Here is a 21,521-nt window from a genome sequence, read left to right on the forward strand (position 1 = left end):
GCGGCCTCGTCATGGTTGCGGATCCTTGGGTTTGCCGCGCAGCAGCGCCTCGGGATGCTGCTGCAGATAATCGGCCAGCGTGCCCAGCGAGCGCAGGGTCTTCGTCAGTTCCTGCATGGCCTGGCGAACGTCCTGCTGCACCGGGGCGTCTTCGGAGAGGGTGCGCTCGGCAGCGCCGAAGCTCTTCTTCGCCTCGCTCAGCGTGGCCTTCGCCTCGGGCGCAATCTCGCCGTCGAGCTGGCGGAACAGACCCTGCGCGCTGTCGAGCGTTTTGTCGAGCTTGCGAAGTGACGAATCGAGATTCTGACCAATGCTGTCGAACGGAATCTTGTCGAGCTTGGTCGCGATGTCGGCAATCTGGAGCTGCAACTGGTCGAGCGTGTTGGGCACCGTCGGCATGACGACCACGTTGTCGACTTCCTCGGCGCGAGCGGGCTTGGCGTTCGGGAAGAAGTCGAGCGCCACGTACAACTGGCCCGTCAGCAGATTGCCGGTGCGTAACTGACCGCGCAGACCGCGCGCCACGAGCGAATTCAGAATCTGGCGGCTGGCAAGTTCGTCCGGCGGCAGGTTGTTCTTCGGATCGCGGCGGCGCAGACGATCCGGATAGACTTCGACCGTCACCGGCATGTTGATCTGCTTGGTCGCCTGGTCGAATTCCACGCCGATCGACGTCACTTCACCCAGCGTGATGCCGCGGAAATCCACCGGCGCACCCACCGCCAAACCGCGCAGCGACTGCTGGAAGCGGAATACGACCGTCATCGGATGCGTATCAGGGGCCTTCATGGCGGTGGTTTCATCAGGGGCCAGGCGGAATTCCTGCCCGGCCTTGGCCATCACGCCGGCGCCCGACTCGTTCGGTGCCTGGAAGGCGATGCCGCCGATGACCACCGACGCCAGCGATTGCGTATTGACCTGAAAGCCGCTCGAATCGAGCCGCAAGTCGATGCCGCTCGCATGCCAGAAGCGCGTGTTGGAGCCGACATACTGGTCATAAGGGGCCTGGACGAACACGCGCAGCGTCACGCCCTTGCCGTCCGGGTCGAGCGCGAAGGCTTCGACCTGGCCGACCTGAATGCGGCGGTAGTAGATCGGCGAGCCGATGTCGAGCGAGCCGATGTCGGCCGCATGCAGCACGAAGGGCTTGCCCGGCTGGCCGCTGGAGACGACCGGCGGCACTTCGAGGCCCACGAAATGCTCCGACGATTCCTTCGACTTGCCGGCATCGGCGCCGATATAGGCGCCCGAGAGCAGCGTCGACAGGCCGGAGACGCTGCCGCCGGCCACGCGCGGTCGCACCACCCACCAACGCGAATCCTTGACCGCGAACCGCTTGGCGTTCTGCGTGAGGTCGACCGTCACGCGCACGTGCGACAGGTCGTCGGACAGCTCGATATTCTTGACGGTGCCGATATCGACTTCCTTGTACTTGACCTTCGTCTTCCCGGCTTCGAGGCCTTCGGCCGTCTTGAAATCGATAACGACGCTGGGGCCCCGCTCGATGATCGCCTTGGCGACGAGCGACAGGCCGATCACGGCGGCCACCAGCGGAATGAGCCAGACGAGCGACGGCGCCCAGCGTTTGCGCGGCTCGATGACCGGCGTGGGCAGCTCGCCGGCGCCGGGCGGCGGCGCGGCGTTGGGGGCTTGCGGATCTTTCGGGTCAGTCATGATCGTCCTGTTCGGTATCGTCGTCGCGGATCTGATCCCAGATCAACCGCGGGTCGAACTGCATCGAGGCGAGCATCGTGAGCACGACCACCGCGCCGAACGCCACAATGCCGGGACCGGCCTGGATCACGGCCAGCGACTGAATGTTCACGAGCGCGACCATAAGCGCGACGACGAAGACATCGAGCATCGACCAGCGGCCGATAAACTCGATCATGTGGTAAAGCTTGGTGCGTTGATGCGGGTTCCAGCGGGCACCGCGCTGCGCGGTGAGGCATAGCAGCGACAGCGCAATAAGCTTGAGCATCGGCACGAGAATGCTCGCCGTAAAGACGACGATAGCCAGATCGTACTCGCCGCTGACCCAGAAATAGATCACCCCGCTCATGATCGTGTCGCTGGAATTCCCGAGCAGCGAGCGCGTCTGCATCATGGGCAGGACGTTGGCGGGAATGTACAGGATCGCGGCGGCGATCAGCAAGGCCCAGGTGCGCGTGAGGCTGTCGATCTTGCGTTGATGCAGGGCCGCGCCACAGCGCGGGCAGCGCGCGGTCTCGAGCGTTCTGACATAGCGCGAAAGCCGTCCGCATGCGGTGCACGCGACCAGTCCGGCGTCTTTGGCGGTGAGGTATTTCATCGTGGCACCGTGCGCGATGGCGAGGCGTCGGGCGCGTCCGCATCCGGTGTGTGGTCGATCACGAGCCAGAGATTGCGCAGGTCGTAAGACAACACCATTGCCAGCAACACCGTGAGCGCCCCGAAGGCCCATAACGCGATGCCGGGCAACACGCTGGCCATGGACGAGAGTTTGACCACCGATACCAGGACGCCGAGCATGAACACTTCGATCATGCCCCAGGGCCGGCAGAACTCGATCGCGCGCATCACATGGAAGACGGCATACGGGCGCCGCCCGACCGAGAGCGGGCCGATCAGATGGACCAGTGCGAGCAATTGCGACAGGGGCGAGAGCACCGTGGTGGTGAAGACCAGCAAGGCGACGAGCCACATGCCTTCGCGATACAGCGCCCAGGCGGCGCCGATGAGCGTGGTGCGCGTGTAGATGCCCTGCACCTCGATCTCGACGATGGGAAACGCGTTCGCGATGGCGAACACGATCAGGCAAGTCAGAGTGAGCGCCAGCACGCGCGACAGGCGCAGGTCGGGGGCGCGGTAAAGCACCGAGTGACAGCGCACGCAGCGGGCCGCCTCGCGCGGGGGCACGTCTGTGCGACGGTGCAGCGTGTCGCAGTTGGGGCATGCCATCAGGTTTGTCACGTCATCTTCAGGGGGCAAGGGGTTCATTCCCGGGGACGGTGACCAAAGTGACGCTCAGAATACCAAATTGTTGAGGAAGTTCCTGCATTGTGCGTTGCGGTGCAACATTCGGCATGGTTTGTGCTGAGTCACGGAAAACCGCAATGGTTTGCTCTATACTCAACGGACTCCCGCAAAGTTTTCGAATATTTGAGGAGATTTCCCCCATGCTGAATATGTCGAGGCGCCAGTTCCTGAAAGTGAGTGGCGCAACATTGGCCGGGTCCAGCCTGGCAATGCTCGGGTTCGCGCCCGACGCGGCGCTGGCGGAAGTCCGTCAGTTCAAGCTGGCGCGTGCGACGGAGACCCGCAACACCTGTCCGTACTGTTCCGTGGCCTGCGGCGTGCTGATGTATAGCTACGGCGACGGAGCGAAAAACGCGCGGAAAAGCATCTTCCACATTGAAGGCGACCCTGACCATCCGGTCAATCGCGGCACGTTGTGTCCGAAGGGGGCGAGCCTCATCGACTTCATCCACAGCCCGAACCGCCTCACGCATCCGGAATACCGCAAGCCGGGATCGGACAAGTGGGAGCGGATGTCCTGGGACGATGCGCTCGATCGCATCGCCAAGCTGATGAAGGACGACCGCGATGCCAACTTTGTCGAGAAGACGGACGACGGCCTGACGGTTAATCGCTGGGTCACGACGGGCATGCTGGCCGCCTCGGCGTCGAGTAACGAAGTCGGCTATATCACGCACAAAGTCATCCGCAGTACCGGGATGCTGGGATTCGACAACCAGGCACGTGTCTGACACGGCCCGACGGTGGCAGGTCTTGCCCGACGTTTGGCCGTGGTGCGATGACGAACCATTGGGTCGACATCAAGAACGCGGATCTGGTCCTCATCATGGGCGGCAACGCCGCCGAAGCGCACCCATGCGGTTTCAAATGGGTGACTGAGGCGAAGGCGCACAACAATGCGCGCCTGATCGTGGTCGACCCGCGCTTCAACCGTTCGGCATCGGTCGCCGATGTCTACGCGCCGATTCGTTCCGGCACGGATATCGTCTTCCTGGGCGGGCTGATCAATTACCTGCTCACGAACGACAAGATCCAGCACGAATACGTCAAGAATTACACCGATTTCACGTTCCTCGTGAAAGACGAATTCGCGTTCGAAGACGGTATCTACTCGGGTTACAACGCCGAGAAGCGCACTTACGACCGCAGCTCCTGGGACTACCAGAAGGGGGCGGATGGCTACGTCGTCACGGACCCGACGCTGCAACACCCGCGTACGGTGTTCCAGTTGATGAAGCAGCACTACTCGCGCTACACCCTTGAGATGGTCGAGCGCGTGTGCGGCACGCCGGCCGAGAAGATCCAGCATGTCTACCAGTTGATCGCCGAGTGTTCCACGCCGACGCGCACGATGACCATCATGTACGCGCTGGGCTGGACGCAGCATTCGATCGGCTCGCAGATGATCCGCACCGGCGCGATGGTGCAACTTTTGCTGGGCAATATTGGCGTGGCCGGTGGTGGCATGAACGCGCTGCGCGGGCACTCGAATATCCAGGGGTTGACTGACTTGGGGCTGATGACCGACTTGCTGCCGGGCTATCTGACGTTGCCCAAGCAGGCTGAGCAGACCGCCGAGCAGTATCTGGCGGCGCGCACGCAAAAGCCGCTGCGCCCGAACCAGCTCAGTTACTGGCAAAACTATCCGAAGTTCTATGTAAGCCTGATGAAGGCGTGGTGGGGCGATGCCGCAAAGCCCGAGAACCACTGGGGCTACGATTATCTGCCCAAGCTCGACAAGCCATACGACATGCTGCAGGTGCTCGAGCTCATGAACCAGGGCAAGATGACCGGCTACATCGCGCAGGGCTTCAACCCGCTCGCGGCGGGACCGGGCAAGTTCAAGTGGGATCAGGCGCTCGCCAAGCTCAAGTTCCTGGTCGTCATGGACCCGCTGGCCACGGAGACGTCGGAGTTCTGGCGGAACTTCGGCGAGCACAACAACGTGGATTCCAGCAAGATTCAGACGGAGGTGTTCCGCCTGCCGACAACGTGCTTCGCCGAGGAAGACGGCGCGCTGGTCAACTCGGGGCGCTGGCTGCAATGGCACTGGAAGGGGGGCGAGCCGCCGGGTGAGGCGCGCACGGACATCGAGATCATGACGGGGCTGTTCCTGCGTCTGCGCGAGATGTACAAGACGCAGGGCGGCAAATTCCCCGATCCGATTGTCAACCTGTCGTGGCCGTACGCCCGGCCGGAGAGCCCATCTCCCGAAGAACTCGCCAAGGAGTATAACGGTCGTGCGCTCAAGGACCTCGTCGATCCGAAGGATCCGAGCAAGGTCACTCGCAAGGCCGGAGAGCAACTGGCGGGCTTCGCCGAGTTGAAGGACGACGGCAGTACGTCGTCGGGCTGCTGGATCTTTGCCGGCGCGTGGACGCAAGCGGGTAACCAGATGGCACGCCGCGACAACAGCGATCCGACCGGCATCGGGCAGACACTGAACTGGGCGTGGTCGTGGCCCGCGAACCGTCGCATTCTATATAACCGCGCGTCTGCCGACCTTGAGGGCAAGCCGTTCGATCCGAAGCGCAAGCTCGTGTGGTGGAACGGTAAAGCCTGGACGGGCGCTGACGTACCGGACTACAAGGTCGACGAGGATCCGGCGCTCGGCATGAGTCCGTTCATCATGAACTCCGAGGGCGTGGGGCGCTTCTTCGCGAAGGCGAGCATGGCGGAAGGGCCATTCCCCGAGCACTATGAGCCGTTCGAGACGCCGCTCGGGTACAACCCGCTGCATCCGAAGCAGCCGGCGGCCACGAGCAATCCGGGCGCCCGCGTGTTCCCGGACGATCTGGCCAAGATGGGCACGGTCGACAAGTTCCCTTATGTGGGGACGACTTACCGTCTGACCGAGCACTTCCACTACTGGACCAAGCACGCGTTGCTCAACTCGATCATTCAGCCCGAGCAGTTCGTCGAGATCGGCGAAGCGCTCGCAAAGGAGATCGGCATTGCGTCGGGCGACATGGTCAAGGTTTCGTCCAATCGCGGCGTCATCAGGGCGAAGGCGGTCGTGACCAAGCGCATTCGTGCGCTCAAGGTGGACGGCAAGATGATTCACCACGTGGGCATTCCGATTCACTGGGGCTTCAAGGGGCTGACCAAACCCGGGTTCCTCGCGAATACGCTGACGCCGATCGTGGGCGACGCGAATTCGCAAACACCCGAGTTCAAGTCGTTCCTGGTGAAAGTCGAGAAGGCATAAGGGGGCGCCATGGCATTGCAATCACTGGATATCAAACGGCGCTCGGCCACCACCCTGCCATCGCCCTCGGTGCGCGAGTCGTACACGGGCGAGGTCGCCAAGCTCATCGACACGTCGAAATGCATCGGCTGCAAGGCTTGCCAGACGGCGTGCATGGAGTGGAACGACTTGCGCGACGAGGTCGGCACGAACGTCGGCGTGTACGACAACCCCGCAGACCTGACGGCGGATTCGTGGACGCTCATGCGCTTCACCGAGTACGAGAACCCGAAGGGCGACCTCGAGTGGCTGATCCGCAAGGACGGCTGCATGCATTGCGAAAACCCGGGCTGCCTGAAGGCATGCCCGTCGCCGGGGGCCATCGTGCAATACGCCAACGGCATCGTCGACTTCCACGAAGAGGCTTGCATCGGCTGCGGGTACTGCATCACCGGCTGCCCGTTCAACATCCCGCGTATTTCGCAGAAGGATCACAAGGCGTACAAATGCACCTTGTGTTCCGACCGGGTGTCGGTGGGACTGGAGCCGGCGTGCGTGAAGACGTGCCCGACCGGCGCGATCCTGTTCGGCACCAAGGACGCCATGAAAGATCAGGCGGCCGAGCGCATCGAAGACCTGAAGTCACGGGGTTTCGAGAACGCCGGGCTGTACGATCCGGCGGGGGTGGGCGGCACGCACGTGATGTACGTGCTTCATCATGCCGACAAGCCGTCGCTGTATCACGGTCTGCCGGACAATCCGCGCATCAGTCCGATGGTGACGCTCTGGAAGGGCATCGCCAAGCCGCTGGGCGTGGCCGCCATGGCGCTGACGGCGCTCGCCGGGTTCTTCCACTACATCAAGACCGGTCCGAACGAGACGACCGAGGACGATGAGGCGGCGGCCCGCCGCTACGACGCATCCCGAAAGGGTAACGGTCCCGATGGCCAGAAGAGCGCCGCCACGCACGAGGAGGTCTGACCATGTCGAACGAACGCAGTGATCGTCAGGCGGGCAACGACGATCTGATCGAGCGCTACAGTGCCGGGCAGCGCATTAACCACTGGATTGTCGCGGGCACGTTCATTCTGCTCGCACTGTCCGGGCTGGCGCTGTTCCATCCGTCGATGTTCTGGCTGGCCACGCTGTTCGGTGGTGGATCGTGGACACGGATTCTGCATCCCTTTGTGGGGGTGGTGATGTTCGTCACCTTTGTGTGCCTCGCCCTGCGGCTCGCGCGCTACAACCGGTTCGAATCGCGCGACACCGAGTGGATGAAGAAAATCGGCGACGTGCTGAACAATCGCGAAGAGAATCTGCCGGAAGTCGGACGCTACAACGCCGGCCAGAAGCTGCTTTTCTACGTGATGGTGTTGTGCATGATCGGGTTGCTGCTCTCGGGCATCGTGATCTGGCGCGCCTACTTTTCCCTTTACTTCCCGATCGGGGTGATACGCCTGGCGTCCGACGTGCACGCGGTGTGTGCATTCGTCTTGATTTGCGGCATCATTACGCACATCTATGCAGCGATCTGGATCAAAGGTTCCGTACGCGCGATGACGCGCGGCACCGTCACCCGCGGCTGGGCGTGGAAGCACCATCGCGCCTGGTACAAGCAGCTCAACAAATGAGTCCGGCCCCGGTGGCCGGGCGCTCTTACGAGGCCGGCTACCTTGCAACGCATCCTTGAACCCGGACAGATCGAGTCGCTCGATCGGACCGCCATCCCCCGTCTACGCATGCCGCAACGCGCCGAAGTTTTCTCGGCGCGCGCGGCACGATTGCGTCAACTGGCCGACGGCCATCCACTCGGCGACTACCTGCGCCTCATGGCCTCGCTGGTCGACGCGCAGCAGCGCGTGCTCGACACTTTTCAGGCGGAGCGTCCGACGGCCGAGTCGATCGAGCAGGCGCAATTGCACTGCATGCCGCTCGTGCCCGCGAGCGGGGGATACGACGCGGGCCGATGGCAGCCGCTGCTCGCGCGGTTGCTCGATACCATGTCGGCACTGCCGGACTTGCCCGCGCCGGTACGCGCTGTGCTTGAACGCGTTCGTGCCTCCAGTCCGGCCGCGCTCGACTCGGCGGCGCAATCGTTGCTCGCCGGGCATGGCAAGGGCGTCGATGCCGCCAGTGCGCCGTTCCTGACGGCGGCGCTGCAAGTGCTCTGGACGGGCGTGGCAAGCACGTTCGACGCGGGCGACGTGCCGATGCTCGACGTCCCCAACGTCTGTCCCATGTGCGGCACGCTGCCGGTGGCGAGCGTCGTGCGCATTGGCGGGGCGCATGAGGGCTATCGTTATCTCGCGTGCGGGCTGTGCTCGACCGAGTGGCATATGGTTCGCGTGAAATGCACACATTGCGAAGCGAGCCAGCATGTCGCTTATCACGTGCTCGACAGAACCGGGGATGCAGCGGCATCAGGGGCGGACCTGCAGGCGGCACATGTCGGAGGGGACGTTCTCAGGGGGGCCGATGGTCGTCCGGCGCTCGACGACGCGGCCAAACGCGTGGCGTCATCCCCGATCCGGGCAGAGTCGTGCGACGACTGTCATAGCTATCGCAAGATCTTCTACCAGGACAAGGATCCTTTCGTGGAGCCGGTTGCCGACGATCTCGCGAGCCTGGCCCTCGACGTTCTGATGGGCGAAGCGGGGTACGCGCGCGCCAACGGCAATCCGTTGCTCTGGCAGAACACCGAAACGGCGTAGGGAATTGCGGGGGTGCGGATGGCCGAGCACGATCTTGAGTTTGCGGGGGCGGCGGATCTCCCGTCGCTAGACCGGCTGCTGGGGATGCCCGACTTTCAGGCAGCGTTGGTCGACTTCGGTCGCACGCAGGTGACCGACGCGTTGCGTCGCGATCTCGACGCGTGCCGCGCGGCGGCGCTTGCGGGCACGCTTACACACGACACGCTGGTCCCGGCTGCCTTCGGGGCGCGCGTGACGCGTGCGTTGACCGAGCGCAACCGGGCGGCGCTGCGTCCGGTCTTCAATCTCACCGGCACCGTGCTGCACACGAACCTTGGGCGGGCGTTGCTGCCCGAGGTTGCCGTGGAAGCGGTCATGCAAGCGCTCACGGCGCCGGCCAACCTCGAATTCGACCTCGCGACCGGCGGACGCGGCGACCGCGACGATCTCGTCGCGCCCTTGCTGTGCGAGTTGACGGGCGGCGAGGCGGCAACCGTGGTGAACAACAACGCGGCGGCGGTGCTGCTGATGCTGGCGACGCTTGCGAAGCGCCGCGACGTCGTGGTGTCACGCGGTGAGCTGGTGGAAATCGGCGGTGCGTTTCGGATTCCCGACATCATGACGCATGCTGGCGCGAAACTTGTCGAAGTGGGCACGACCAACCGTACGCATGCGGCCGACTACCGCAATGCCATCGGCGAGAAGACGGCATTGCTGATGAAGGTCCATTGCAGCAATTACGCGGTCACCGGCTTTACCAAGAGCGTTGACGTTGCCGAGGTCGTGCAGATTGCGAAGCCGCACAGCGTGCCGGTGGCGGTCGATCTCGGCAGCGGCACGCTGACGCCGCTGGAGCGCTGGGGGCTGCCGCACGAGACCACCGTGCAGGAGACGATAGCCGCGGGGGCCGATCTCGTGACGTTCTCCGGCGACAAGCTGCTGGGCGGTCCGCAGGCGGGCATGATCGTCGGGCGCAAGGATCTCATCGCGAGGATCAAGAAACATCCGCTCAAGCGAGCGCTGCGCGTGGGCAAGCTCACGCTTGCGGCGCTGGAGCCGGTGTTGCGTCTGTATCGCGATCCCGATCATCTGGCCGAGCGGCTCACCACATTGCGGTTGCTCACGCGAACGCGCGCCGACATGATGGCGCAGGCGCAGCGTCTGGCGCCGGTGCTCGCGCAGTCGCTGGGCGATGCTTATACCGTGAGCGCCGCGCCGATGGTGAGCCAGATCGGCAGCGGCGCGCTACCGGTCGAGCAGTTGCCGAGTTATGGCTTGACGATCATGCCTGCGGGCGGCAGCAAACGCGGCAGCGGACGTGCGCTGGCAGCGCTCGAAGCCGCGTTGCGCGCGCTGCCGTATCCGGTGATCGGCCGGATTGCCGATCAAACGCTATGGCTCGATCTGCGATGTCTCGAAGCGACTGACGAAGCGCGTCTGGCGTTGCAGTTCGTGGAGCTACGCACATGATCGTGGGCACCGCCGGTCACATCGATCATGGCAAGACGAGTCTCGTTCGCGCGTTGACCGGGGTCGACACCGACCGTCTGAAAGAAGAAAAGGCGCGCGGCATTTCCATCGAATTGGGGTACGCCTACACCCCATTGCCGGATGGCGAGGTGTTGGGATTCATCGATGTTCCCGGCCATGAAAAGCTGATTCACACGATGGCCGCGGGGGCCGTCGGCATTGATTTCGCGCTGCTCGTGATTGCGGCGGACGACGGCATCATGCCGCAGACGCGCGAGCATCTCGCCATTCTTTCGATGCTGGGGGTGAGGCGTGGCGTGGTCGCGCTATCGAAAGCGGATCGCGTCGATGCGGCGCGGCTGGCCGCTGTGACCCAGGAGATTTCGCAATGGCTTGCGAACACGCCGTTCGCCGCGGCCGAGACGGTGCCGGTGTCAGCGACGACGACGGGCGACACGGGCGTGGCGGTGCTTCGTGAGCAACTGACGCAGGCGGCGCAGGCATTGCACACGTCAGGCAATGCGACGCGTCGCGAGGACGCATTGTTTCGTCTCGCCGTCGATCGTGTCTTCACGCTGGCAGGCCATGGCACGGTCGTGACCGGCACGGCGTTCGCTGGCACGGTGCGCGTGGGGGACAACCTTACCGTGATGCCGCAGGGACTGCCGGTGCGCGTGCGCAGCGTGCATGCGCAGAACCGTCCGGTGGAAGCGGGGCGCGCCGGGGAGCGTTGTGCGCTGAATCTGGCCGGGGTGGAGCGCGACCAGCTTCGGCGGGGCAACTGGATCGTGGCGGCGGGTTTGCCGGGGCCGTCGACGCATGTGGATGTCGAACTGCATTGGCTCGAGGGCAGCGCGCCGCTCACGCAGTGGTTTCCGCTGCATGTGCATCTCGGGACGACGCATGGGCAGGCGCGCACGGTACTGCTGGAGGGGGACACGCTGGCACCGGGTGGCACGATGCGCGTGCAATTGGTTTTCGACGCGCCGGTGTGCACGATGCCGGGCGACCGCTTCATCGTGCGCAATCCGCAGGCGACGGCAACGGTGGGTGGCGGGCGGGTGCTCGACCCGGCGGCGCCGGAGCGCAAGCGGCGTTCGGCGACACGGTTGGCGTGGCTCGACGCGGTGGCGCGTTCTCTCGACGGTGAAGGACTGGACGCGCTGCTTGCGCAGTCTGCGTTTGGATTGACGAGCGCGCAGGTCGTAGCGCTCACCGGATTGCCGGCGGGGCAGTGGCAGTGGCCGGCGAACGCGGTGGTGCTGGCGGGGGCGGAGGGCGAGTCGCTCGCGTTCGCCCCTCAGGCGTGGGACGCCGTGCGCACGCGCGTGCTCGATGTGCTTCGCGACTATCATGCGCGCCTGCCGGACGAGCCGGGACTCGATGCGGCGCGGCTGGGCCGCATGACGTGGCCGTCGCTGGACGCGTGGCGTTGGCGCGTCGTGGTGCAGGCCATGTTGCGCGACGGGGCGCTGGCGCGTACCGGGGCGTGGTGGCATCTGCCGACGCACCGCGTGGAGATGACGGACGCGGAGAGTGCGCTGGCCGAGGCGTTGACGCCGCTGCTGGCGCAGGGGCGCTTCGATCCGCCTTGGGTAAGGGATATGGGCCGTGCGTTGAGCGTGCCGGAAGAGCGGGTGCGCGCGGTCTTGCGCAAGCTTGCGAGACAGGGACGAGTGCATCAGATCGTCAAGGATCTCTTTTTCGACGACGCGAGTGTCCAGACGCTCGCCGGCATGATCGCCGACGCGGGCGGCAAGGTCGAAGCGGGCGCGTTTCGCGACGCGACGGGCTTGGGACGCAAGCGTGCGATCCAGATTCTGGAGTTCTTCGATCGTGCGGGATATACTCGCCGCGTTGGCGATTGGCATGTGCGGCGCCCCGGGGCGGAATGGGGCGCGGCGTAAAGTAGTCGGGATGCCGAACTCAGGTGATTCAAGCGATGCCTGAGCCCGTGCATGACGATTTACTCAGTCACATTGCGTTGTCCAAAGGAAGGCATCCGTATCCGGTGATGCGGCCGGGCTTCAAACCCGGTTGGGGGCGTCAGCCGCTCCCAGGTCGGTTCGACTCCGGCTGCTTTCCGCCACAAGGCTTTCAGCGATTTTGCGTTCCGGAAATCCGCCATATTTTTGTTACGCAAATATCATCTGCTCCGCAAAATTCACTTCGTGGACTTCGCTTTGTCGCAGCGTCGATTGCGCACGTAGTGCCCGGCCATCACGCGCCAGTTCCAGTCAAGCCGGGCACGGCGCCGATGGCCAGGCCTTAGATGGCCCCGATGAGCGTCATAGGCCTCCCTGCCAGCCGGTCAGTAGGACTTGTACGGCAGGAATTTGCCGGAAAGCACCACGTTGACGCGGTCGCCCTTCGCGTCCGCCTGACGCTGAATGTCCATCGAGAAGTCGATTGCACTCATGATGCCGTCGCCGAATTCTTCGTGGATCAGTTCCTTGATGGTCGTGCCATAGACGTTCACCAACTCGTACCAGCGGTAGATCAGCGGGTCCGTCGGAACAGCCGTCGGCAGTGAGCCCTTATACGGAACGATCTGCAGCCATGCGATGGCCTCGTCGGAAAGCTCGAAGATCTCACCGACGACGGCAGCCTGCTCCCGGCTCAACTGCATTTGACCGAGGCATGCGGCAGTCGTCCACTCCTTGGCCATGCCGACTTTTTCCGCAACATCTGCCCACTTGAGGCCCTTGCGAACCTTCGCCGAGACGATCATCTCGGTAACCTGCGTGCGACTCGAAATCATGTGACTATCCTCGAAAAAACTACCACTGGAAAATTAAGCCGTATTGCCCATGCGGAGCGCGCGGCCCTGATCAAGCTCCGTAACGTTGTCCTGAGATAAGCCTGGACGAACAATTTGCGTCGTTTGATGCGTTTCACGACCGTGTTCAATATCCTGTTGAATCGTGGCGGAGCGTCTCACCAGAAAATCGATAAGATAGTTTCGAATCCGGTAGAACTGGGGATCGTGGACAAGCGTCTCTCGCGTTCGCTCCCGTGGCATCGTATTCACCACAATTTCTGCAAGGCGTGCTCGCGGCCCGTTACTCATCAAGAAGATTCGATCAGCGAGCAATATCGCTTCGTCGACATCGTGCGTGATCATGAAAACGGTCTGATGCGTCGCCAGGCAGATGCGCAGAAGTTCATCCTGGATAACACCGCGCGTGAGCGCATCGAGTGCCCCGAACGGCTCGTCCATCAGAAGCATCTTGGGTGCGACGGAGAATGCACGAGCGATCCCCACGCGTTGGCGCATGCCACCCGATAGCTCCGATGGCTTTTTGTCGATCGCGCGCGTGAGGCCGACCATATCGAGGAAGCGCATTGCGCACTCTTCGATTTGCTGGCGCGTCCAATCCGGATACCGGGAGCGAACGGCGAATTCGACGTTCTGCTTCGCGGTGAGCCAGGGTAGCAACGCATGACCTTGGAACACGACCCCGCGATCGAGGCTCGGGCCTGCAATCTCTCTCCCGCCCATGACGGCACCGCCGCCGCTCGCCTGCTCAAGCCCTCCGAGTACGTTCAAAATCGTGCTCTTTCCGCAGCCGGAGTGACCAATTACGCAAATGAACTCGCCACGATCAATCTTGAATGTCACGTCTTCGAAGACCGGCGGAAGATCGGCGCGATAGCGCTTCGAGAGGTTGTCGACCTCAATGAAAGCACTGCCGCTTGCGGCACGATTGTCATTACTCTGCATAGGTCACCTTCCTTTGCAGGCGGGCAAAAAGTTGATCAAGCAGCATCCCAACCACGCCGATGACGAGCACCGCAAACAGGACATTTGTCAGCGAAAGATTGTTCCACTGGTTCCACAGGAAATAGCCGACGCCCGTTCCCCCGACCAACATCTCAGCAGCCACGATGACAAGCCACGCAATCCCCATCGAGATGCGCATGCCGGTGATGATGGTTGGCGCAGCGGCGGGCAAGACAATCTGCATCGCCTTACGCAACGGCGAGACTTCGAGAGTGCGGGCAACGTTTAGCCACTCACGTCTTACGTTCGCCACGCCGAACGCGGTATTGATCAGCATCGGCCATAGCGAGCAGATGAAAATCACGAAAATTGCAGAGACAGAGGCGTCCTTGATCGTGTACAGCGCGATTGGCATCCACGCGAGCGGAGAGATCGGCTTGAGCAACTGAATGAATGGATCAAAAGCGCGATATAGCAGCGGAGACATGCCAATCAAGAAGCCCAAAGGGATCGACACGACGACGGCGAGTAGATAGCCGCCAGCGACACGCAGAAGCGAATGGCCCAACTGAATGCCGATTCCTTTGTCATTGGGACCATGATCGTAAAATGGGTGCGCGAGGTTCTGCGCTGCGACAGCAAAGAACTGTGCGGGTGTGGGGAAACCGTCGTTCTTCGGCTCCGACGATGGGGCGTCGGGCGTCTGCCCCATCAACTGTGCATACTCTTTTTGCTCCGCTGTCATTGGTGTGTGCTGAGCCTGCTTCCCCGCCGTAGTCGCGAATTGCCAGCAAACGAGAAAAATCGCAACCATGGCGAGTGACACCAGTGCAGCTTGCAATCGAATTGAAGACTTCATCTCATATCCTCTGAATCAGGTCCGCCTGATCGCAAAACTTGCAAGGTAGTTGGCCGGGTTGGCAGGGTCGTATTCACGGCCCATCACTGAGAATTTCCGCATCCCGCCAGCCAACGCATCGTGGTCGACTTCCTGCCCCAGTGCCTTCATTTGCGCACTCGCATCTGTAAGCAAGAACACCTTCTTGGCAAGGTCGTCGTAGGAAATTTGCTTCTTGATGTAGCCCCATCGCTGCATTTGCGTGAGCATCCAGGTGGCCATCGAGTACCACGGAAGCGGTTGAAAATCCGTGCGATCTGGCTGATCACGCACATTTCCGAGCCCATCGGCGTAGTGGCCATTGAGCGCCTGCAGAATGACCGATTCCGGCTGGTTCAGATAGTTTGGCGTCGCGATGGCGCGCGCGATCGCTGGACGGTTCTCTAACTTGTGAGCGCTCGCGGACGCCTTCAGCAACGCACGGTATAACGCCACGAATGTGTTCGGGTTCTGGTCAATGAACCCCTGCGCTACACCGAACGCACAGCACGGGTGCCCGTCCCAAATGTCGCGCGACAAGATGTGAATGAAACCCACCTGGTCATACACAGCGCGTTGATTGAAGGGATCCGGTCCGAGGAACCCATCAATGTTGCCGGCCCTCAGATTGGCGATCATTTCCGCAGGCGGAGTCACGCGGAGCTGAACATCACGGTCGGGGTCCAGTCCATGCTCTGCCAGGTAGTAGCGGAGCAGGAAGTTGTGCATGGAATACTCGAACGGAATGGCGAACTTGAAGCCCTTCCAGTGCTTCGGGTCCCGGTTGTCCTTATGCTTCAGCGCCAACGTGATTGCCTGACCGTTGACGTTCTGAATAGCCGCAACTCGCATGGGCTGGGCGGACGACCCGAGCCCCATGGAAATAGCGAGCGGCATCGGTGCCAGGAAATGCGACGCGTCGAGCTCGTGATTAAGCATTTGGTCTCGAACCAGCGCCCAACCGGCCGTCTTGCGAAGCGACACGTTGAGACCCTGCTCCCGATAAAAGCCCATGGGATCCGCCATGATCAGCGGTGTGGCGCAGTTGATCGGGATGAAACCTATCTTCAGGTCCTTCTTTTCCAGAGGACGCCTTTCTTCCGCCATCGCCTGAAGGTCGGCCAATGGGAGCACGCTGGCAATGGCGGCACGCGCGGCGTTGATGCCGACCGCACGAAGGAATCGCCGGCGCAGCGCGTCGTGGGGGAACAGCGCCCTGACGGCTGCCATTTCGAGGAAATGGCGCGACTGGACGTCTTCATCGCGCACTGGGCGGTGAGCTACAACGCCATCGTGTTCGTCCTGACTGGCGTGCCTGCCACATGAGCAGCGCTCCAGCGAGTGGTCTGGGCTATACGGACGATACGGATTTTCATCTTTCATGTTCGACGCACCTGGTTTGATCCGGACTCGGGTTGGCCGCCCCACGGGCGGCAAGGCATTCAAGCGACTAGCCGCTGCTGCGTGAAGCCCGCTTCGAGGCGGGCAATGACTCGACCATCGAGGCGTTGCTCAATCCGAATCTGACCATCTCGATCATCGGGAGCACCCCATGTACCCTTGGCGCTCGGGACGCCGTGGATAACGATGGGGAATGCCTTCGTTTTCAGGCGAATCAGCGGCGTGCTGTGAACATAGCCGGCATGCTCGCGGTTGAGCACGTGATGCGAAAGCGCCCCCGCTTGCCGCGCGATCGGCTCGATGAATCGGCACGGCACGCCGGCAACGCTGATGCAATCGCCAATCGCATAAATGTCTTCGATGCTTGTCTGCATCGTGTGCGGATCGATAACGATGCCTCGATCAAACGCAAGCCCGGCCATTTTCGCGAGGCGGGTCTCAGTGACGAGCCCCGTCGCAGCGACGACTTCGTCAACGCGAATTTGCTCGCCGCCTTGCATTTGAAGGGTCCTTTGGCCGTTTTCCGCTTTCTCGATCCTCTCGATGCGACGCCCTCCCAAGAATCTGACACCTGCATCCTGTAGGCCCGTCAGCAGCCTGTCAGAGACGACCGCCGGAACCAGACTGGCCAGCGGGCCGGGGTTGACATCGATAAGCGACACGGCATGGCCTGCACGCGCAAAATCCTCCGCGAGTTCGCACCCAATCATCCCGGCACCGACGATCGCAACGGTCTTTTTCGCGCCATCCAGGCGTGCGTGAATCCCCGACCATCCCGCCAAATCATTGACACGCCAACATAGGGAGGCCGGCATCTGCTCCGGTAGTGCAGGGCGCGCGCCCTGCGCGATCGCGAGCTTCGTATAGCGAATTGCGCCTCGCGTGGTACGTACCTGTTTGATGGACGGAGAAATGCCGACGACAAACGTTTCCGTCATCAGACGCACATTAAGGCGCCGCGCTGCATTGGCGGCGGACTCCCGAACCAGATCGGCAGGCTTTAAGCTGCGCCCGAGCGCGACGGACAGTTCGGGCTTGAGGTATCTGTCGCCGTTGCATGCGGTCACGAGCGTAATAGGTACAGTGGGGTCGAGCGCACGCAACGCCTCTGCTGCGCTCCAACCGGCAATGCCACCGCCCACGATCACGACGCCGAGCTCACGCGTCGGCGCAACGACCGCGGCATCGTCCGAGCGTGCAGTGCACTCCAACGGTTCGTAAGGCTCGAAATCCGCCTTTACAACGCCACAGAGCGGACAAGCCCAGTCCTCCGGAATGTCCTCAAATCTCGTCCCCGGTTCAAGCCCGCTATCGGGGTCGCCCAATGCCTCGTCGTAAATCAAGCCGCAGGCGCGACAGAGGAATTGCCGCCACGGCAAATTCGTCGGGGTGCTCATTCGGGGATCTCCTCTTTCGACAGACGAGCCATCTCCCAACGCAGGTGCTTGATGGCAGGCGTTACGATCGCGACGAACTGAGCCTCACGAATACGGCGTTGCGGCGCAGCGCTCATAAGGTAGCCGCGCGCACCCTGATGCATAAGCGCAGAATTCGCGGCACGCAGTGCCAGTTGCGCGCCTTGTACGCGTGCATCCAGCACATGAAGTAGATAGTCTTTGCTGCCGTCGTATGGCGTTTGCGCGAGCTTGGCGACGCGACTCCCCAACTCGTCGTACTCCGCTTGAAGCTCGGCCGGACCGTCCTCCAGAAATTGGTTGACGTGACCAAGGACTGGCTCGACTTCGCGGATAGAGTCGATACTGCCCTGTGCAATGCCCATTGCCATGCCGGCTTGCAGCAACACAAATACAGCGCGTATCTTCGCAATGAGGGGACGAGCAGGATCCGCGATCATTGCGGCGTCGTCGACAAAGTAATTGTCGAGGCGCACGCCCCAGGTGCTGGTTCCTTCCATGCCCGAAAATTCGGGCATTGGCGCAATACGACCTCGGGCGTCAGCTTCAGCAGGAACATAATCTCGTGCGACACCGAGCCATCGTCGCGGAACACGCCTGCCATGGCGCCGCAGTAATGTCCCGGCGCGATATGGCTTACCCACGGCAGCGCGCCGCTAACGTGATAGCCACCGGGCACCTTCACTGCGCGTAGCAGCATCTTTTCGATGCCGGCAATTGCTTTCATCGGGTTCGAAAGCGCCGTACCTCCGAAGGTACGCCCCATCGTGTGATCATCGAGCAGTTCGCCAGTCAGCGCAGGATTACCGGATTGCTCCATGTAAAGCCCACAGACGTCATGTGCCCATGTGAGAAAGCCTGTTGATCCACAACGGCGACTCACCGCACGCATAGCGTCCAGCGCCAGGCCAACCCTACGACCGCCTCGCTCGAGGTGCGCGCCGAATGCACCTGCGGCGCCGAGCGACCCCAGGATTTCGAGCGGGTAATGGCCCTCATCGATACGATGCGCGGCTTGCGCGAGCGGGCCGTCGGAGATGGCTGTCACGTTTGCCATGACGTGGGAATCGGTCCACGTCGAATCGATCCGGTCGCCAGGAAATTCAACCGCTTTCATGATGCGATACTCCCGTTATTCAGTGTGATGGAGCGTGCGGCGGCTTACTCCGCGAGCGCGATGCTGAACGGGACGGGATTGCGCATGGTGTTTGCAACGGGCGAGTAGTGATTGGCGTGCTTGACGATGTCGTCCAGTGCTTCGCGCGTGGCGTCGCCCTCGATGAGGACCTTCACACGAATTTCCTGGAAGCCCATTTGCGCGGGTTGACGTTCGGCGCCACCAGCGCCCCACGCGGCGGTATTGCCGATGTCGGCTTCCAGGAAGATTTCGAGACGCGAAAGCTTGACTTGGCGGTAGGTCGCCACCGCCGTAATGCCGACGCTCAGGCAACCGCCCAGCGCCGAGAGCGCGATCTCGCCCGGCGCAGGCACCGTGTTTTCACCGAAGAGATGGACCGGCTCGTCCACGACGACCGGGTTGTGGGTGCCGACATAGCTCCACGAGCGGAACTGCCCCTGCATGACCGTATGGACCTTGTTGCTGCCCTTGCGCTCGGGATTTTCACGGCCGGCGGCGGCAAACTTCAAAAGGCCTTCGCGGTCGATGGGGCGCAGGTAGGTGGTGACGGTTTCGGTACTCAAGGTAATTCTCCTGGTGACAGACGTGGCATATGAGGCGGATGAAACGATCTGCGAGATCGCACATCCATCAATGCAAAGACCGTGCCAGGGGGTGTAAAAATCTATAGGGTGCTGTATTCCTTATATTTTTTATGGCCGACCACGCTGCAAGCCCAATGAGCACCCAATCCCAAATTGTTTACAATGTCGACAATTTGTCGAACATTGTCAGTCTCATCTAGCCGCAGATTTTCTGCCAGCGATACGAGAACTGACGCGTCGTCAACCCGAGGCGTTGCGCTGCGCGCGACTTGTTGCCGCCAGCCAAGCGCAATGCCTGACGCAGTTCATCTTCCGAATGTGAGTCGTTCGCCATGTACTGACGCACCCCTTCCGGAATTTGAACCCTCTGCTGCAGGGTCGAACCGGGAGTCTCAAACAGTGGCGCCGGTTCCGCTGCGGGTAGAAACCGTTCAACATCTTCCGAATGGAGTATTGGCCTGTCGGCGAGCAGCACGACGCGTTCGATAAAATTCGAAAGTTCGCGGATATTGCCAGGCCATTGGTGGTCCTCGAGCCTTGCGAGTGCATCGGGCGCAAGATTGACGTTGCGCTGGTTTGCCTGGTTTGTACGGCTGAGAAAATGCAATGCCAAAGCGCGAATGTCACCTTTGCGCTCGGCTAACGACGGAAGACGAATGGGAATAACGTTGAGTCGGTAGTAGAGATCCTGTCTGAACAGGCCGTTCGAAACATCTGTTTCCAGGCTTCTGTTCGTCGCCGCTACAAGTCTGACGTCCACCTTGATTTCACGCTTCCCACCCAGCCGGGTTATCGTTCCCTCCTGCAATGTGCGAAGCAGCTTTCCCTGCAACGTGAGAGGCAGCTCACCAATTTCGTCAAGGAAGATCGTCCCCGAAGACGCCTGTTCGAAAAGTCCCTCTCGCACACCCGTCGCACCCGTAAACGCGCCCCGCTCGTAGCCAAACAATTCGGATTCGAAAAGCGTGTCGGGGATTGCTGCACAGTTCACCTTTATGAACGGCTTATCACGGCGTTGACCCGACAAGTGCAGTGCTCTGGCGAACAGCTCCTTGCCGGTGCCTGAATCGCCGAGCAGCAAGACACTCGCCGATGCATCCGAGACGCGCTCCAGCTCCGAGATCGCTTTAAGCAGCGCGGGCGAAGTCCCCACGATTCCGTACTTCGCGCTCTCATGCTCAAGCGCGTGCATCAACATCTCGTTCTGCTCTTCGAGTGCGCGAGTCTTTGCCTTCATCATCGAATCAAGATGAAGAAGGTGGCCGGCCAGTGTCGACAAGATCCGCAAAATAGACACGTCGCTCGATAATGCGCGATTGCGGACACGAATTCGGTGGCATGCCAGGACGCCGACGCTTCGATCCTCAATTCGGATGGGGAGCGCGATAAACGACACGGGCCCCGGCGGAAGGCGGTCTCGTGTAACCGCCCGCGCAAGAAAGACATCGTCTCGATCGATGTCCTGCACGATCGTCAACTGGCCATGGCGCAGTACATGCCCTGTTATGCCTTCACCGACCTTGTAGTGCCCCCGTTCGATTTCTTCCGGCTTGAGGCCATACGCATATTGGATCCTGCAACTGTCAGTCGCGGCATCGTCCAGAAGCACGATGCGCCCGCGGTTCAGCCCGAGGAGTTCGGACATCAGATGGAGCGTTTCACGAAGAATGACGTCCGGCGATAGCCCTTTGCCTACGAGGCTCATTATTTGTTGGAGAAGGAGCATCTCCTGCTCTCTCCAGAATGCCGGCGAATCGCTTTCACTATGCTGGGAACTCATCTGGCCACCCGTGGGATAACAGATCCCATCATAAGATCAACCCGGGCATGAAACATATTCGTGGGCCGAATTCGCCAGCGATGTATGCGCACCCATTCGATAGGGGAAGCAACGAGGCGAGAGCGCCTGGTTAGGGGGGATAAGGCCGGCCAGACTATGGCTCAATTTTCGGCAAGACGGTAGGGGAACCTATATCTTGCGCCTGGCCGTCCGTCTTTTGATGTCTTCTTCCGATGC

17 protein-coding genes, 1 tRNA gene and 1 pseudogene are annotated in these 21,521 nt (G+C 61.8%); 7 read left to right on the forward strand and 12 right to left on the reverse strand.

From position 1 onward, the window contains the following. Nucleotides 1–9 precede the first annotated feature (9 nt). From DRB87_RS07165 to DRB87_RS07175, 3 genes are read right to left on the reverse strand one after another with little or no spacing between them, the layout of a single operon-like run. Nucleotides 10–1,674, reverse strand: a complete 1,665-nt coding sequence (locus DRB87_RS07165) for an intermembrane transport protein PqiB (protein WP_130025402.1) — start codon at nt 1,672–1,674, stop codon at nt 10–12. Beyond that, nucleotides 1,667–2,311, reverse strand: a complete 645-nt coding sequence (locus DRB87_RS07170; RefSeq protein WP_130025403.1) for a paraquat-inducible protein A — start codon at nt 2,309–2,311, stop codon at nt 1,667–1,669. The genes DRB87_RS07165 and DRB87_RS07170 overlap by 8 nt, the downstream gene beginning before the upstream one ends. Beyond that, the gene (locus tag DRB87_RS07175) at nt 2,308–2,940 is read right to left on the reverse strand and encodes a paraquat-inducible protein A (protein ID WP_130025404.1); all 633 of its coding nucleotides are present in this window, start codon (nt 2,938–2,940) and stop codon (nt 2,308–2,310) included. The genes DRB87_RS07170 and DRB87_RS07175 overlap by 4 nt, the downstream gene beginning before the upstream one ends. A 218-nt stretch (nt 2,941–3,158) precedes the next feature. Between DRB87_RS07175 and fdnG the strand changes: the two are divergent. The 7 genes and pseudogenes from fdnG (at nt 3,159) to DRB87_RS07215 (ending at nt 12,454) form a co-directional block, all read left to right on the forward strand. Then, nucleotides 3,159–6,226: pseudogene (gene fdnG / locus DRB87_RS07185) on the forward strand (formate dehydrogenase-N subunit alpha). 9 nt (nt 6,227–6,235) lie between these two features. Continuing rightward, nucleotides 6,236–7,186: a formate dehydrogenase subunit beta gene (gene fdxH / locus DRB87_RS07190; RefSeq protein ID WP_130025407.1), complete on the forward strand. Its 951-nt coding sequence runs from the start codon at nt 6,236–6,238 to the stop codon at nt 7,184–7,186. A gap of 2 nt (nt 7,187–7,188) precedes the next feature. Then, complete coding sequence (locus tag DRB87_RS07195) at nt 7,189–7,836, forward strand: formate dehydrogenase subunit gamma (protein WP_130025408.1); 648 nt, start codon at nt 7,189–7,191, stop codon at nt 7,834–7,836. A gap of 42 nt (nt 7,837–7,878) precedes the next feature. Next, nucleotides 7,879–8,916 (forward strand): formate dehydrogenase accessory protein FdhE, encoded by a 1,038-nt coding sequence (fdhE, locus tag DRB87_RS07200; RefSeq protein ID WP_370363680.1) that lies wholly within the window; start codon nt 7,879–7,881, stop codon nt 8,914–8,916. 18 nt (nt 8,917–8,934) lie between these two features. Further along, on the forward strand, nt 8,935–10,365 hold the full coding sequence (gene selA, locus DRB87_RS07205; RefSeq protein WP_130025409.1) for an L-seryl-tRNA(Sec) selenium transferase: 1,431 nt from the start codon (nt 8,935–8,937) through the stop codon (nt 10,363–10,365). Continuing rightward, entirely contained in the window at nt 10,362–12,272 is a 1,911-nt protein-coding gene (gene selB / locus DRB87_RS07210) for a selenocysteine-specific translation elongation factor (protein ID WP_130025410.1), read from the forward strand. Before selA ends, selB begins: the two co-directional genes overlap by 4 nt. Nucleotides 12,273–12,358: 86 nt before the next feature. Next, a tRNA-Sec gene (locus tag DRB87_RS07215) sits at nt 12,359–12,454 on the forward strand. Nucleotides 12,455–12,676: 222 nt separating this feature from the next. On the opposite strand, the gene cynS is transcribed toward DRB87_RS07215, so the two are convergent. The 9 genes from cynS to DRB87_RS07255 all read right to left on the reverse strand — a co-directional run bounded on the left by cynS (nt 12,677) and on the right by DRB87_RS07255 (nt 21,230). Further along, nucleotides 12,677–13,126 carry a cyanase gene (gene cynS, locus DRB87_RS07220; protein ID WP_130025411.1) on the reverse strand — a complete coding sequence of 150 codons (450 nt, stop codon included), beginning with the start codon at nt 13,124–13,126 and terminating at the stop codon, nt 12,677–12,679. A gap of 33 nt (nt 13,127–13,159) precedes the next feature. Beyond that, on the reverse strand, nt 13,160–14,089 hold the full coding sequence (locus tag DRB87_RS07225; protein WP_130025412.1) for an ABC transporter ATP-binding protein: 930 nt from the start codon (nt 14,087–14,089) through the stop codon (nt 13,160–13,162). Further along, nucleotides 14,079–14,948, reverse strand: coding sequence for a nitrate ABC transporter permease (gene ntrB, locus DRB87_RS07230; protein WP_130025413.1), 870 nt, complete (start codon nt 14,946–14,948; stop codon nt 14,079–14,081). Before ntrB ends, DRB87_RS07225 begins: the two co-directional genes overlap by 11 nt. A gap of 15 nt (nt 14,949–14,963) precedes the next feature. Continuing rightward, nucleotides 14,964–16,349 carry a CmpA/NrtA family ABC transporter substrate-binding protein gene (locus tag DRB87_RS07235; RefSeq protein WP_130025414.1) on the reverse strand — a complete coding sequence of 462 codons (1,386 nt, stop codon included), beginning with the start codon at nt 16,347–16,349 and terminating at the stop codon, nt 14,964–14,966. Nucleotides 16,350–16,408: 59 nt separating this feature from the next. After that, nucleotides 16,409–17,764 (reverse strand): FAD-dependent oxidoreductase, encoded by a 1,356-nt coding sequence (locus DRB87_RS07240; protein ID WP_130025415.1) that lies wholly within the window; start codon nt 17,762–17,764, stop codon nt 16,409–16,411. Continuing rightward, nucleotides 17,761–18,282: a hypothetical protein gene (locus tag DRB87_RS24160; protein WP_370363682.1), complete on the reverse strand. Its 522-nt coding sequence runs from the start codon at nt 18,280–18,282 to the stop codon at nt 17,761–17,763. Before DRB87_RS24160 ends, DRB87_RS07240 begins: the two co-directional genes overlap by 4 nt. Continuing rightward, a complete protein-coding gene (locus DRB87_RS24165) occupies nt 18,219–18,899 on the reverse strand; it encodes a hypothetical protein (protein WP_370363684.1) in 681 nt (226 codons plus the stop codon). The genes DRB87_RS24160 and DRB87_RS24165 overlap by 64 nt, the downstream gene beginning before the upstream one ends. A gap of 44 nt (nt 18,900–18,943) precedes the next feature. Next, complete coding sequence (locus DRB87_RS07250; protein ID WP_130025416.1) at nt 18,944–19,483, reverse strand: OsmC family protein; 540 nt, start codon at nt 19,481–19,483, stop codon at nt 18,944–18,946. A gap of 217 nt (nt 19,484–19,700) precedes the next feature. Next, a complete protein-coding gene (locus tag DRB87_RS07255) occupies nt 19,701–21,230 on the reverse strand; it encodes a sigma-54-dependent Fis family transcriptional regulator (RefSeq protein WP_206100076.1) in 1,530 nt (509 codons plus the stop codon). Nucleotides 21,231–21,521: the final 291 nt, after the last annotated feature.

It is taken from the genome of Pandoraea sp. XY-2 (genome assembly GCF_004193915.1).
Lineage (GTDB): Bacteria > Pseudomonadota > Gammaproteobacteria > Burkholderiales > Burkholderiaceae > Pandoraea > Pandoraea cepalis.

Excerpts from the sequence above, each read along its gene's own strand:
- DRB87_RS24165 (WP_370363684.1), bottom strand. The coding sequence starts at position 18,899 with ATGAAAGCGGTTGAATTTCCTGGCGACCGGATCGATTCGACGTGGACC.
- DRB87_RS07225 (WP_130025412.1), bottom strand. The coding sequence starts at position 14,089 with ATGCAGAGTAATGACAATCGTGCCGCAAGCGGCAGTGCTTTCATTGAG.
- DRB87_RS07240 (WP_130025415.1), bottom strand. The coding sequence starts at position 17,764 with ATGAGCACCCCGACGAATTTGCCGTGGCGGCAATTCCTCTGTCGCGCC.
- DRB87_RS07175 (WP_130025404.1), bottom strand. The coding sequence starts at position 2,940 with ATGGCATGCCCCAACTGCGACACGCTGCACCGTCGCACAGACGTGCCC.
- ntrB (WP_130025413.1), bottom strand. The coding sequence starts at position 14,948 with ATGAAGTCTTCAATTCGATTGCAAGCTGCACTGGTGTCACTCGCCATG.
- cynS (WP_130025411.1), bottom strand. The coding sequence starts at position 13,126 with ATGATTTCGAGTCGCACGCAGGTTACCGAGATGATCGTCTCGGCGAAG.
- selA (WP_130025409.1), top strand. The coding sequence starts at position 8,935 with ATGGCCGAGCACGATCTTGAGTTTGCGGGGGCGGCGGATCTCCCGTCG.
- DRB87_RS07235 (WP_130025414.1), bottom strand. The coding sequence starts at position 16,349 with ATGAAAGATGAAAATCCGTATCGTCCGTATAGCCCAGACCACTCGCTG.
- DRB87_RS07170 (WP_130025403.1), bottom strand. The coding sequence starts at position 2,311 with ATGAAATACCTCACCGCCAAAGACGCCGGACTGGTCGCGTGCACCGCA.
- DRB87_RS07255 (WP_206100076.1), bottom strand. The coding sequence starts at position 21,230 with ATGCTCCTTCTCCAACAAATAATGAGCCTCGTAGGCAAAGGGCTATCG.
- selB (WP_130025410.1), top strand. The coding sequence starts at position 10,362 with ATGATCGTGGGCACCGCCGGTCACATCGATCATGGCAAGACGAGTCTC.
- DRB87_RS24160 (WP_370363682.1), bottom strand. The coding sequence starts at position 18,282 with ATGGAAGGAACCAGCACCTGGGGCGTGCGCCTCGACAATTACTTTGTC.
- fdxH (WP_130025407.1), top strand. The coding sequence starts at position 6,236 with ATGGCATTGCAATCACTGGATATCAAACGGCGCTCGGCCACCACCCTG.
- DRB87_RS07195 (WP_130025408.1), top strand. The coding sequence starts at position 7,189 with ATGTCGAACGAACGCAGTGATCGTCAGGCGGGCAACGACGATCTGATC.
- DRB87_RS07165 (WP_130025402.1), bottom strand. The coding sequence starts at position 1,674 with ATGACTGACCCGAAAGATCCGCAAGCCCCCAACGCCGCGCCGCCGCCC.